The 12,535-nt window shown below is 68.0% G+C and carries 11 protein-coding genes; 7 read left to right on the top strand and 4 right to left on the bottom strand.

The features are described from left to right. Window positions 1–360: 360 nt before the first annotated feature. Window positions 361–828 (bottom strand): Lrp/AsnC family transcriptional regulator, encoded by a 468-nt coding sequence (locus D7V88_RS06560; protein ID WP_120539741.1) that lies wholly within the window; start codon window positions 826–828, stop codon window positions 361–363. Window positions 829–891: 63 nt separating this feature from the next. Between D7V88_RS06560 and D7V88_RS06555 the strand changes: the two genes are divergently transcribed. The 6 genes from D7V88_RS06555 to D7V88_RS06530 all read left to right on the top strand — a co-directional run bounded on the left by D7V88_RS06555 (window position 892) and on the right by D7V88_RS06530 (window position 8,410). Continuing rightward, entirely contained in the window at window positions 892–3,006 is a 2,115-nt protein-coding gene (locus D7V88_RS06555; protein WP_244238023.1) for a M3 family metallopeptidase, read from the top strand. Between the two features lie 105 nt (window positions 3,007–3,111). After that, a complete protein-coding gene (locus tag D7V88_RS06550) occupies window positions 3,112–3,606 on the top strand; it encodes an endonuclease V (protein ID WP_120539739.1) in 495 nt (164 codons plus the stop codon). A gap of 264 nt (window positions 3,607–3,870) precedes the next feature. Further along, window positions 3,871–4,935: a hypothetical protein gene (locus D7V88_RS06545; protein WP_120539738.1), complete on the top strand. Its 1,065-nt coding sequence runs from the start codon at window positions 3,871–3,873 to the stop codon at window positions 4,933–4,935. A 107-nt stretch (window positions 4,936–5,042) separates the two neighbouring features. Continuing rightward, on the top strand, window positions 5,043–6,221 hold the full coding sequence (locus D7V88_RS06540; RefSeq protein ID WP_120539737.1) for a sensor histidine kinase: 1,179 nt from the start codon (window positions 5,043–5,045) through the stop codon (window positions 6,219–6,221). Further along, a complete protein-coding gene (locus D7V88_RS06535; protein ID WP_120539736.1) occupies window positions 6,218–7,024 on the top strand; it encodes a LytR/AlgR family response regulator transcription factor in 807 nt (268 codons plus the stop codon). The genes D7V88_RS06540 and D7V88_RS06535 overlap by 4 nt, the downstream gene beginning before the upstream one ends. Before the next feature lie 258 nt (window positions 7,025–7,282). Beyond that, window positions 7,283–8,410: a serine hydrolase domain-containing protein gene (locus D7V88_RS06530; RefSeq protein WP_158625019.1), complete on the top strand. Its 1,128-nt coding sequence runs from the start codon at window positions 7,283–7,285 to the stop codon at window positions 8,408–8,410. Between the two features lie 22 nt (window positions 8,411–8,432). Here the strand turns inward: D7V88_RS06530 and D7V88_RS06525 are convergent, their stop codons facing one another. From D7V88_RS06525 to D7V88_RS06515, 3 genes are read right to left on the bottom strand one after another with little or no spacing between them, the layout of a single operon-like run. Beyond that, window positions 8,433–9,686 (bottom strand): MFS transporter, encoded by a 1,254-nt coding sequence (locus D7V88_RS06525; protein ID WP_147448638.1) that lies wholly within the window; start codon window positions 9,684–9,686, stop codon window positions 8,433–8,435. 32 nt (window positions 9,687–9,718) lie between these two features. Continuing rightward, window positions 9,719–10,885 carry a sensor histidine kinase gene (locus tag D7V88_RS06520; RefSeq protein WP_120539733.1) on the bottom strand — a complete coding sequence of 389 codons (1,167 nt, stop codon included), beginning with the start codon at window positions 10,883–10,885 and terminating at the stop codon, window positions 9,719–9,721. Window positions 10,886–10,913: 28 nt separating this feature from the next. Continuing rightward, window positions 10,914–11,588 (bottom strand): response regulator transcription factor, encoded by a 675-nt coding sequence (locus D7V88_RS06515; RefSeq protein WP_120539732.1) that lies wholly within the window; start codon window positions 11,586–11,588, stop codon window positions 10,914–10,916. Between the two features lie 139 nt (window positions 11,589–11,727). On the opposite strand from D7V88_RS06515, the gene D7V88_RS06510 reads away from it, so the two are divergent. Continuing rightward, window positions 11,728–12,525: an alpha/beta hydrolase gene (locus tag D7V88_RS06510; protein ID WP_120539731.1), complete on the top strand. Its 798-nt coding sequence runs from the start codon at window positions 11,728–11,730 to the stop codon at window positions 12,523–12,525. Window positions 12,526–12,535 lie beyond the last annotated feature (10 nt).

The following is a 12,535-nucleotide window of genomic DNA, read 5'->3' as shown; positions in this document are numbered from 1 at the left end:
GCGGAGAGGGGCACTTCAGGGGACGGGGCAGAGGGCGAGGCATGCATCGTGGGCACTCAAGAGCGCTGGTTGCGCAGCCGTGTCAGGGATTGCGCAGCCGTCTAGCCGAACCGCCCCGGGTTTGCGCTCTTGAAAATGCGATTTTTTTGCTACCTCACGGGTTGGGTATCAAGTGCGAGGAATTGTCCAGCGGAAACTGGAGGGCCCTGTCGCACGCCCGGGCGGACAGTCAGCCCGGGGATGACTCCGGGTGCAGGCGGTCCGCCTGGCGTGTATGGGTTCAGGAGGAGAGGCCCACATTCGCGTATGTTTTTCCAGGAGGACGGACGGCTTCACCCGGCTGGGGCCCGCGGTGGGCGCCTATTCCGCCGCGTCGACCGGCAGTCCCGAGCGGGCGAACGAGAAGACCAGCGACGTCTCGATGCGGCTGACCTCGGGACGGTTGGTGAAGGAGCGGTTCGTGAGGATCCGGAGGTGTTCGGTGTCCCGACACACCACGTGCACGAGGAAGTCCGTGGTGCCCCCCAGGCAGTAGACGGCCACCGTCTCAGGCAGTGAGCGCAGGTGGTCGCCAATGCTGCCGAAGGCCTCGCCGACGTGGAGCCGGAGCTGCACCGCGATGAGCGCCTGGAGACCGAGTCCCAGCGCGCGCGCATCCAGGTCCGCGCCGTAGCCCTTGATGATGCCCTCCGACTCCAGCTTCCGCACGCGCGTGAGGCACGACGAGGGCGCGAGCCCCACCCGAGCCGCGAGTTCCTTGTTGGACAGCCGCGCATTGTTCTGGAGCGCGCCCAGGATGGCGCGATCGATTCGGTCGAGGGAGGGCATCCAGGGCTCCGTTGCGAATTTCATTCGATGGAGTGGGAAACAGCCGACTTCTATTCTGTCTGGATGACATTCTACGGAATCCCGACGGTCGTCGCGCTCGTGATGTCGAATCCGCTGCTCGAGCCCTGGTCCGGGCCGCACGGAGGGGTGCCCCCCTTCGACCGGGTGAAGGTCGAACAGTTCCAGCCGGCACTGGAGGAGGGGATGACCCGGTACCGGCAGCAGGTCGCCGCCATCGTCGCTTCGAAGGAGGCGCCGACCCTGGAGAACACCGTGGTTGCGCTGGAGGACGCGGGGCGCGCGTTCACCCAGGTCCATGAGGTCTACAACGCCTGGTCCTCGGTGATGAACACGCCGGACTTCCAGGCGGTGGAGCGCGAGATGGCGCCACGGCTGGCGGCGTTCTGGGACGAGGCGCCCCAGAACCCGGTGCTCTTCCAGCGCATCCAGGCCGTCCAGGCTTCGCCAGAGGCGTCGAAGTGGACGCCGGAGCAGCGGCGCCTCGTCTGGGTGACCTACCAGGGCTTCGTGCGCTCCGGAGCGCTGCTGGAGGAAGCGGGGCGCAAGCGGCTGGCGGAGACCAACCAGCGGCTCGCCACGCTCTACACGACGTTCGCGCAGAACGTGCTCGCCGACGAGGCGCGCTCCGTCCTGCTCGACTGCGAAGCGGACCTGGGAGGTCTGCCGGAGTCGATGCGAAGGGCGCTGGCCACCGAGGCGGCCTCCCAGGGGAAGCAGGGGCGCTGCGCCGTGGCCAACACGCGTTCGGCGGTGGCGGACTTCCTCACGTATTCAGACCGGAGGGAGCTGCGCGAGAAGGTGTGGCGCAGCTACGACAGCCGGGGCGACCACGGCGATGCACACGACAACAACCGGATCATCACGGAGATCCTCGCATTGCGCGCCGAGGAGGCACGGCTCCTGGGCTACCCCACCCACGCGCACCGCAAGCTCGAGCCCACGATGGTGAAGACGCCCGAGCGGGCGATGCGGTTGATGGAACAGATGTGGAAGCCCGCGGTGGCGCGGGTGCGCGAGGAGGTGGCCGCGATGCGGAAGCTGGCGCGCCGAGCGGGCCAGAAGGAGGACATCGCCCCCTGGGACTACCGCTACTACGCGGAGAAGGTGCGCAAGGCGAAGTACGACGTGGACGACAGCGAGGTGAAGCCATACATGCAGCTCGAAAAGCTGCGCGAGGGCATGTTCTGGATGGCGGGCGAGCTGTTTGGCTTCGACTTCCTGCCCGCGAAGGACGTGCCCGTGTATCACCCGGACGTGCGGGTCTTCGAGGTCAAGGAACGCGCGAGCGGCCGGCACGTGGGCTACTGGTACTTCGACCCGTACGCCAGGCCGGGCAAGTACAACGGAGGGCAGACGGACCCGTACCGCATCCAGGAGCGGTTCCGGGGCGAGGTGACGGCCCTCGTCACGAACAACACGCCCTTCGTGAAGCCGGCCCCCGGAGTGCCCGCGTTGCTCGGCTGGCGTGACGCCCAGACGCTCTTCCACGAGTTCGGTCACGCGCTGCATGTGCTGGGTTCGAATGTGGCGTACCCGTCGCTCTCCGGGGGGCGGGTGGTGACGGATTACGCCGAGTTCCCCTCGAAGCTGATGGAGCATTGGCTGGGGACGCCCGAGGTGCTGGGCCGCTTCGCGCTGCATCACCAGACGGGCAGGCCGATGCCCGCGGCGCTCGTGGCGAAACTCCAGAGGGCCGCGACGTTCAACCAGGGCTTCTACACGGTGGACTTCCTGACCTCGGCCCTGGTGGAGATGAAGCTGCACCTGGAAGGCGACAAGCCCGTGGATCCGGACGCGTTCGAGCGGGAAGCGCTCCAGCGCCTGGGCGCACCGGAGGCGGTGGGCCTGCGCTTTCGCATGCCCCACTTCGGGCACGTCTTCGCGAGCAATGCCTACTCGGCGGGCTACTACCGCTACCTGTGGGCGGACATGCTGGCCGCGGACGCCTTCGAGGCCTTCACCGAGGCGGGAGGGCCCTACGACGCGAAGGTGGCGGCGAGGCTGCGCGCGAACGTGTTCTCCGTGGGCAACACCGTCGACCCGTTCGAGGGGTATCGCGCCTTCCGGGGCCGGGACGCGGGCCTTGGGGCGCTGATGCGGGAGCGCGGCTTTCCGCTGGGTGCCGCGGCCGTCGGGGCGAAGTCCACGCCCCCTTGAAGCAGGCCCCGGCCTGGGGCTGGGAGGCCGGCCGGTCTCGCGGGGGCGGTGCGCATGGCCTACGCTGGGTCCCCAGGACCCGGGCTCCAGCCCGGAGGAGAAGCGATGCTCGCCTGCGTGGATGTGGACTACCGACCGGACCTCACCGTGGCCGCGTGTGTCCTCTTCCGTGCCTGGACGGACTCCACGGAGGCTGGGCACCTGGTGGAGCATGGCCCGGTGGCGGCGCCCTACGAGCCCGGCCAGTTCTACCGCCGCGAGCTGCCGCACCTGCTGCGCGTGCTCTCCGGGGTGCAGGAGCCGCTGGAGGCCATCGTGGTGGATGGCTACGTGTGGCTCGGGGAGGACAAGCCGGGCCTGGGCGCCCACCTGTATGAGGCCCTCTGTCGCGCGGTGCCCGTCATCGGCGTGGCCAAGACGCCCTATGTCACCACCGGGCCGGCCCTGCCCATCGTGCGCGGCCAGAGCCTGCGGCCCCTGCTCATCACCGCCATCGGGATGGAGACCGCGACCGCCGCGGAGCACATCCGGCGGATGCACGGCGCCTGGCGCATGCCCTCATTGCTGAGCCGGGTGGACCGGCTGAGCCGTGAGTCCTGAGCCGGGGGCGCTGTGACGGTGTCTCCCGGGCGCTCCGCCAACGGGAGGGGACTGGTGACCGCTGTCATCAGGTGGTGCTCGCCGTCATCGTGCGAAGCGCCACCGGGGGCGGGAGCGCTCGTCCCAAGTGCCTGATCTTCCGCGTGGAGGACCGGCGAGGGGAGGGGGCAGGGCGTTGGCATGTGCCGTGCTCTAGGTCCAGGCAAGCCGCGCAACGGCGGTCCTGGTGCTGCTTTCAGGGCTCGCCCTTCCCCTGGGTCTGAAATGTCCATCTCGCTCCTCAACCGCTCGTCGCTCTCCGCTCCCTCCACGAGCCGCTCCAACAACTTCACGCCGGTCACCTCACCGGCGGAGAGCGTGAAGAGCACCCAGGCGACGCAGCCCGGGAACGACCTGTTGCGCAAGCTGATGACGGACTCCTTCGAACAGGGCCCGAGCGCGTTGGGAGGCCTGGAGAAGGCGCAGGGGCCGCTTTCGCAGTTGCTTGGCGGGCTCGTGCAGTTGGCGAAGGCGCTGGAGGCGCAAGGGGCGGGAGGGCAGGGCGGTGGCGACCTGGGCCTCGGGGCACAGGAACTGGCGCCCAGCCTGGGTGATGCGGAAGAGGGGATGGCCCCCGCCATCCAAGGTGCTCCCGCGGTCTCCGACGCGGCCCCGACCCAGGGCGCGGCGCCCGTGGCGAGCAAGGCCAGCGGCGCGGTGGACGCGATGCACTCCAACCGCACCAGTGACGCGGGTCCTGGTTTCGGCGCGCCGTCCGCCGGGTCCACCGAACAGGTGAGCGCGAGTGAGCCGTGGCTGGCGCGCAACAACGTCGGCTCGCCGTACAACAGCAACATGCTGGTCATCGACCCGAGCAAGAAGGGCGACTACAAGTACACGAACACGTTCGCCAACAAGACGAACCAGCCGCAGACCGTGACGCTCTGGAACAAGACGGGGGAGAAGGGCGGCCCGAACGACGGGCAGCACTTCGACAAGAGCACCCCGAAGACGTTCACGTTGCAGCCCGGCGAGTCGAAGGTCGTGGCGTTCGACACCAACAGCAGCGTGGCGTGGTGTGTCTCGAAGGATGGCTCGGCGAAGCCGAACGCGAACTCCGGTCAGACCTGGGGTGAGGCGACGTTCGCGAACGCCGGCACGGGCTGGAGCGGCTACGACACGAGCCAGATCAGCCCCGCGGGCCACAATGGCAAGATGTCCATCTCGAACGAGGCCAATGGCCACACCGTGACGGAGGCCAATGCCTGGCAGACGCCGTCGGATGACCCGGCCGGCCGTGATGTGGGCGTCCCCGCTGGCCCGCTGAACCTGAACACGGTGTTCAGCTGAGCGGAGGGAGGGAGCAGGAGAGGGCAGGCCCGTTCGCTGCACCCCGGGGCCCTTTGGCTGCTCCCGTTCGGAAGTGGCCCCCGGTTCGGGCGTAGAGTCCACGGCCCGTGGATTCCACCTCTCCCGTCGCGAGCTCCGTCCCGCTGTCCTCCGCGACACTCCGGCCGGAGCCCTTCGCGTCAGCGCTGCTTCCGCTGGCGCGCCGCCTGCCGTTGTTGATGCTCGTCTTTGCCGTGCCAGGCATCGTCACCGCGAGCCACACCTGGTTCTTTGCCCAGGCCAAGGACTCCACCTACCCCTTCGCCAGGGCGCTGCTGATGCAGGTGCCGCCCTGGCAGTACTGGGCTTTGGCCACCCCGCTCATCCTCGCGCTTGGACGGCGCTTTCGCCTGGAGCGCGGCGTGTGGCCCCGCGGCCTCGCGGCCCACCTGACCGCCCTCGTCGCGGTGATGGTTCCCTACGTGTCGCTCATCTACATCCTCGCCCGGGCGACGGGGGAGCAGTGGCTCAGCGAGAACTCACTGGGCCAGATGCTGCCCCTGATGATGGCCAAGTACAGCGTCCTGAGCCTGCTCATCTACGGCGGCATCCTCTCCATCGGCTACGCCGTCGACTACCACCGCCGCTACCGCGAGGGAGAGCTGGCCCAGTCCCAGTTGGAGACGCGCCTGGCCCAGGCCCAGCTCGAAGCCCTGCGCGCCCAGCTCCACCCGCACTTCCTCTTCAACACGCTCAACGCCATCTCCGTCCTCGTGCGAAAGCAGGACACTGTCGGCTCCATCCGGATGCTCACCGGCGTCAGCGAGCTGCTGCGCATGGCCCTCCACAACACCGGCCGCCAGCACGTCCCCTTCCACGAGGACCTCGACTTCCTGGAGCGCTACCTCGACATCGAGCAGACCCGCTTCCAGGACCGGCTCCAGGTGGTCCGCGCCATCGACCCCGCGACGCTTGGCGCGCTCGTGCCCAGCCTCATCCTCCAGCCGCTGGTGGAGAACGCCATCAAGCACGGCCTGGCCACCCGCTCCGGCGCGGGACGCGTGGAGCTGCGCGCCTCGCGCGAAGGTGCGCGGCTGGTGCTGGAGGTGCTCGACGACGGCCCCGGGCTTGTCCCCGGCTGGGACCGCCGTGACGGCTGCATCGGCGTCGCCAATGTGCGCGCCCGCCTGCACCAGCTCTACGCGGACCGCCACGCCTTCACGCTGGAGAACCGCGCGGGGGGCGGTGTGCGCGCCCGCCTGGAGCTGCCCTTCCAGGCCGCCCTGGCGGAGGCGCTCGGGACATGAACACCGCCGCCGCCATCCGCACGCTCATCGTGGATGACGAGCCCCTGGCCCGTGAGGGCCTGCGCCTGCTGCTGGCCACGGACCCCGAAATCCTCGTGGTGGGCGAGGCCGGCAACGGACCGGATGCCGTGCGCCTCATCCGCGAACAGCGGCCGGACCTCGTCCTGCTCGATGTCCAGATGCCGGAGCTCAACGGCTTCGAGGTGCTCGCCCGCCTGGGCCCTGACGAGGTGCCAGCCATCATCTTCGTCACCGCGTACGACCAGTACGCCCTGCGCGCCTTCGACATCCACGCGCTCGACTACCTGCTCAAGCCCTTCCGTGACGACCGCTTCCACGACGCCATCGGCCGCGCCAAGGCGCAGATCCGCCTGACGCGCATGTCCGACCTCAGCCAGCGGCTGATGTCCGTGCTCTCCACCTACGGCGAGCGTGACGGCACTCCCGCCCCGGCGACCCCTTCCACCCCGACGGAGTCCTGGGTGCGCCGGCTCGCCATCCGGGACACGGGTCGCGTGGTGTTCCTCGACGTGGACGAAATCGAATACATCGAGGCCGCCGACTACTACGTGCAGATTCACGCGGGCGGGAAGGCCTACCTCCACCGCGAGACGATGCAGAGCCTGGAGGCACGCCTGGATCCGGAGCGCTTCATGCGCATCCACCGCTCGGCCATCGTCAACTCGCGCCGCATCCGCGAGCTGCGCAGCGAGGGCCGCAGGGAACTCGTCGTGGTGCTCACCGGCGGAGCGGAGTTGCGCGTCGCTCGCAGCCACCGCGAGAAGTTCCAGCACCTGCGCTGAGCCGCGAGGCTCGCGGCACGGACACCGTGCCAGCCGCGCGGCCCGTTCGCCGCACGAGGTGGCCGGTTCGCCGCACGCCGGTCCCCACCGGCTGAACCCTCCATCCCCCCGCTGCGCCTTGCCTCACGCTGGGCTCCCGAGGGTGCTCGCTGTGCCCTCGGGTGTGCTCGGTCTGGGCGCCACACCTTGGAATAGGAATCCGCAATGTTCGCCTCATCCGCAAGGCCCGGTCGGTTCGCGCGCGCAGTGGCTTCATCCTTGAGTCGAAGCGCCCTGGGGGCGTTGCTCATGATGGGCTCCGCGCACGCCGCGCCGACCGAGTCGTATCCGCTGCCTCCCAGCTCATCCCGACATGAGGCGCGGATCCAGCAAGCACGCGCCTTTGCTCAAGAGCTGCTCAAAGGCAAGCAACTGCCGGGACTCTCCGTGGCCGTCGCCCATCGCGGGCAGATCCTCTGGTCCGAGGGCTTTGGGTTCGCGGACCTGGAGCAGAGCGTCCCCGTCACCCCGCTCACCCGCTTTCGCGTGGGCAGCGTGTCCAAGGTCCTCACCGCCGCCGCCGTGGCCCGTCTGGTGGAAGACGGGCGCCTGGACCTGGATGCTCCCATCCAGAAATACGTGCCTTCATTTCCCGTGAAGCCCTGGCCCATGACGACCCGCCAGCTCGCCGGACACCTGGCGGGCGTTCGTCACTACGCGGACAAGGATGAAGTCATCTTCAAGGAGGCGAAGCACTTCAGCAGCATCACCCAGGCCCTGAGCCTCTTTCAGGACGACCCGCTGCTGTATGAGCCCGGAACGAAGTACACCTATTCCAGCTATGGCTGGAACCTGGTGAGCGCCGTGGTGGAAGGCGCCGCCCAGGAGGAGTTCCTCCGCTATCTCCAGCGCTCCGTCTTCGAGCCGCTGGGCATGCGCCACACCCTGGCGGACCATGCTCAGCAGTTGATTGCCCACCGCACACGCTTCTACGCCAATGGCCCCATGGGCACCCACCAACATGCCCCCCACGTGGACAACAGCTACAAATGGGGCGGTGGCGGTCTGCTCTCCACCGCCGAGGATCTGGTCGTGTTCGGCTCCGCCCACCTCCAGCCCGGCTTCCTTCGCAAGGAGACCCTGGCCCTCCTCTTCACCTCGCAGAAACTCAAGTCCGGCAAGGAAACCGGCGTGGGCATTGGCTGGCGAATCGGCGTCTCCGCGCAAGGCAGGCGCATTCTTCACCACCGGGGAGCCATCGAGGGCGGACGCACCATGCTGATGCTTTTTCCTGACTCCCAGCTCGTCGTCGCCCTGCTGTCCAACACGTATGCGGATTTCGCCGAGGAGCAGGCCGCCCAGCTCGGAGAGCTCTTCATGGCCGCTTCAAAGCCCACACCCCCGTGAGCAGCGCTTCATACAGAAGGACTCACGCGTGAAGCTGCCCATTGTCCCGAGGGGAACCGTTCTGTGTCGCGCCAGGGGAGAAGAGCAGGCCATCCAGTCGGCGCCCAAAGAGGGTGAAGGCGACGCCAAGGGTGGCCGCCACGAGTGCACAGAGCGCCATAAGGGGCAGTGTCCAGGAAGACCCCACGAGGTATGTGGAGACATCCGCCAGGAAGTTCGTGAGGGTGAACCAGAGTCCAAGCATCAGTGCCGCCATGCGGGGAGAGAGCGCTGTCGAGAACCGAGCCCCGGCAAGCGGTATGAGCAGCGGCTCCGCGACCGCGCCACAGCAGTACGCCAGCACCATGAGCGATGCCTGCGCATTCCAAAGGGGTGGGAGCGCCGTGAGCGCTCCAAGCAAGAGCCCCACTCCCAGCACGAGAAGCACCGTGATGGGGTGCTGTCGCCTGAATGCCCAGATGAGGCCGCTCGCGGTAAGTGCCACGCTTGCGATGACAAGCGTTGGATTGAGTGCGTAGGCGGCCCGAAGCTCCTCGCTCCCTGGCTCCCCTGGGAGCGCTTTGAAGAGAAGAATCTGGGAGAGGAGGGTGCCAAGGTATGGAAGCGCCAGGAGGAACATGAGCGTCAAGCTTCCAAAGAATGGGCGGGCAAGCGAGGTGCCCTGCGAGGGGGCTGCTTCGGAGGCGGGAAGACGACGCAGCCGGAGGGTCAACGCCACGGCAAGCACCGTTGCTGTGAGTGAGAGTCCGGCCATGACGGCAAACCCCAGCCGAAACCCAGACGCACGTGAGAAATCCACCATCGTGGGCAAGAGAAGCGCTCCGACGTTCATCGCGCCATAGCCCAGGATGAAGGCCGCGCTGCAGAGGACTTCCTGCGGACCACGAAGCTCCTCCGCAAGGAGGGTGTAGAGCGCAGGAAGGCTGAGCCCCTGGCCCAAGCCAATCAAGATGAAGGCGAGCGTGACCATGCCCGCGGACGAGGTCCGTGCGATGATGATTTGACCCACCGAACACATCATCAGCCCGGAGATGAGGGGGATGCGCGGGCCCAGCATCGCCGCGAAGGCACCGCCAACAAACGGCGTACCGAGACGGAACAACACCATCGCGCTGACGAGCGTCGAGACCCTGTCCCCGCTCATCCCCATCCCTCCCGTTTCAACGTCTTGGAGGGCCAGGCTGACAAGCATCGGACGCGTCGCGAAGTAGCCGATGCGCTCCAGCAGGATGATCACTGGGATGGCGAGGAGTACGAGATTGCGGCGTGAGTTCATTGGCACCAGTATCGTGCCAGCAGGGGCCCGAGTCATGAAGTCCAGGTGAGCCGCACCTTCGTTCCGTGTGGCTCAAGGGGGCTGATGGACAGGTTCCAGTTGAACCGACGCGCCAGCCGCTCCACGAGCGACAGGCCGATGCCGAAGCCTGTGTGCTCGGGCTCGCCCCGGCCGAAGCCCACGCCTGTGTCGGAGATGCTCCAGCTCTCGGGCTCGATGTGGATGACGATGCGTCCCTGGTTCGTATAGGCGAGCGCGTTCTTGATGAGGTTGCCCAACATCACTCGCGCCACGGACCCTGGAAGTGGCGCGAGGACCTCCGCTTCCGCTTCGATGACGAGCTTCACGTCGCCGTGGGAGAGGTGGTCGCCGTACAGCGCGACCATTTCGCGGGAGATGCCTACCAGCCCGCACGATTCGTCCGAGCGGCCTGCCCGGGCCAGCCAGAGGATGCCCTCCGTCAGCAGGCCCATGTGGTGCACGGCCTTCCGCAGGCGGCCGAAGGTCTCCGTGTCCGCGGGTGGGTCCAGCTCCAGTATCTCCACCGCGCCCTGCGCCACGGCGAGGGGCGTGCGCAGCTCATGGCTCGCGTCCCGGTTGAAGGCGCGCTCCCGCTCCAGCAACGCCTGGATGCGGGCATCCCGGACGCTCAGGGCTTCGGCCAGGGCGTGCACCTCGGTGACGACGACACCCTCTGTTCGCGGCGGCGTGTCCGACCGGACTTGTTCCACGAGCTGTTCCAGGGGCTGGCTGAGCCTCCTTGCGACGATATGGGAGAGCCCCGCGGCGCCAAGCAGGGCCAGCAGGGCACTGGCCAGCAGCAGTCCGGATGTCCGACGCAGATGGCGGGTGGTGCTGGTCAGCTCCGTCGTGTCGAAGACCACGTAGCGCGTGGGGCCCGCCGACGCGTCCGGTCGCACCGCGACATGGAAGTGGCCATGGCCCAGGGTGAAGACCTCGTGTTCGCCCCCAGGTGTGTCCACGGGCAGCGCATCCCCGATCCAGGGCGGCAGGCTCGCGTGGCCCATGTAGGTCTTCATTCCGAGCGGGGCGGCTTGAGGGGCCGCGCCCGCATCGTCGGCGCGTCCGTTCGCCGCGGTGGCCACGAGCCGATCGAAGATGGCGTCTTCCAGGTCGTAGCTGAAGAGCGTGAAGAACGCCCCCATCAGGACGAGCGCGAGCGTCGCGGACAACGCCATGGCCCCCAGGAGGAGTCCTCGAACCGACCTAGTCCTCGCGCGCATCCAGGCTGTATCCCTTGTTGCGGCGGGTGGTGATGCAGGCGTTCATTCCCAGTTCGGCGAGTGCTCCGCGCAGGGCATAGACGTGGGTGCGCAAGGCACTGGACTCCGGCGCGTCGTCCCCCCAGAGGTGGTGGGCCAGCGTGGCCGGCGACACAGGCTCGGGCGAGGCCTCCATCAGCAGCCTCAGGAGGAGCGCCTCGGTCCTGTTGAGGCGGACGGTGCGCTCGCCTCGCCGTGCCTGGCCGGTGTCGGGCTCCAGGGTGAGTGGCCCGACCGTCAGTCGTCGCCCGCTCGGAGGAACGGGCCGTCGCGCCAGGGCTTCGAGACGCAGTCGAAGCTCCCTCAAGGAGAACGGCTTGACGAGGTAGTCATCCGCGCCCGCGCGAAAGCCCTCTTCCTTGTCTTCGAGCGTGTCCCGCGCCGTCAGCATGAGGATGGGCACCAGCCGAGGGGCGAGCTGTCGGTAGTGGCGACACAGCTCGATGCCGCTCAGGCCTGGCAGCATCAGGTCCAACACGATGACGTCGTACTCATGGCTCAGCGCGAGCGTGAGTCCCTGGGGCCCGGTGGCGGCGAAGTCGAGCTGGAAGTCCGTCCCCAGGAACCTCGCGATGTTGGCCTGGAGGTCACGGTTGTCTTCGACGACGAGCACTCGCATGAGCGGGCAGGGAACCTCTGGAGGAGAACGGTGACAGGCTGCCATCCGCCACGTCAACCGAAGGTCAAACGTGTGTTGACGCGTGCCTGACGCGGAGGCGGGCAGGGTGGCGGGGCTTCTCACTTCTGGGAGTCCCGCGATGACCCGCCTGCTGTCGCTGTGCCTGCTGCTCCTGTCTGCTTCCGTGGCCCGTGCCGCCGACCCGGCGCCGTCGTTGGACGTTCGCGGCGCGGATGGAGAACGCATCCCCACTCGGGTGCTGGAGCCGGAGAAGGGCACCGCGAATCCACCCATCGCCGTCCTCCTGCATGGGCTCACGCGCCGCAAGGAGGACTGGCTGTCGGACGAGGGACCGACCCATGGAGGTGTGCTGAAGGACGAACTGCTGCGGGCCGGGTACCGCGTCTACCTCCTCGATGCACGACGGCACGGAGAGCGGGCGACACCCGAGGCCCGACCGGGAGCGCTCGCCAGATTGGCCCATCAAGGCGAGCCCGCGCGGTACGTGGCGATGATTGCCGACACCGTCCGCGATGCCCACGCGCTGCTGACGGCTGTGCTCGCGAAAGGCAAGCCGCCTCGGGTGCTCGTCGCGGGGTACAGCATGGGTGCCCAGGTGGGACTCCTGCTGGCGGCGCGTGAGCCCCGCGTCACCCACCTCGTCACGATGGTTCCACCTCACATCGATCCGTCGATGGAGGAGATCGCCCCCTCGCGACACATGGCGACGATTCACCAGGACTGGCTGCTCCTGACTGCGAACAAGGATGACTTCGCCCCTGTCGTGGACAGCCGTGCCTTGTTCGATGCCGCCCCGTCCCGCAGCAAGACACACAAGACCTTCGAAAGCGGGCATGCCCTCCCACGGGAGTACCTGGAAGAGGTGCGCCGCTGGCTCCGCTCGGACCACCGAGCACCTGGGCGCAAGGTGCCCTGAGCGCGTCCGC

The sequence above is a fragment of the Corallococcus terminator genome, from assembly GCF_003611635.1.
Lineage (GTDB): Bacteria > Myxococcota > Myxococcia > Myxococcales > Myxococcaceae > Corallococcus > Corallococcus terminator.
This window is presented reverse-complemented; position numbering and strand designations above follow the sequence as displayed.

Coding starts and splice junctions, on each gene's coding strand:
- D7V88_RS06520 (WP_120539733.1), bottom strand. CDS start 10,885: ATGGCGTTGTCCGCGACGCTCGCGCTCGTCCTGATGGGGGCGTTCTTC.
- D7V88_RS06545 (WP_120539738.1), top strand. CDS start 3,871: ATGTCCATCTCGCTCCTCAACCGCTCGTCGCTCTCCGCTCCCTCCACG.
- D7V88_RS06535 (WP_120539736.1), top strand. CDS start 6,218: ATGAACACCGCCGCCGCCATCCGCACGCTCATCGTGGATGACGAGCCC.
- D7V88_RS06525 (WP_147448638.1), bottom strand. CDS start 9,686: ATGAACTCACGCCGCAATCTCGTACTCCTCGCCATCCCAGTGATCATC.
- D7V88_RS06550 (WP_120539739.1), top strand. CDS start 3,112: ATGCTCGCCTGCGTGGATGTGGACTACCGACCGGACCTCACCGTGGCC.
- D7V88_RS06510 (WP_120539731.1), top strand. CDS start 11,728: ATGACCCGCCTGCTGTCGCTGTGCCTGCTGCTCCTGTCTGCTTCCGTG.
- D7V88_RS06560 (WP_120539741.1), bottom strand. CDS start 828: ATGCCCTCCCTCGACCGAATCGATCGCGCCATCCTGGGCGCGCTCCAG.
- D7V88_RS06515 (WP_120539732.1), bottom strand. CDS start 11,588: ATGCGAGTGCTCGTCGTCGAAGACAACCGTGACCTCCAGGCCAACATC.
- D7V88_RS06555 (WP_244238023.1), top strand. CDS start 892: ATGACATTCTACGGAATCCCGACGGTCGTCGCGCTCGTGATGTCGAAT.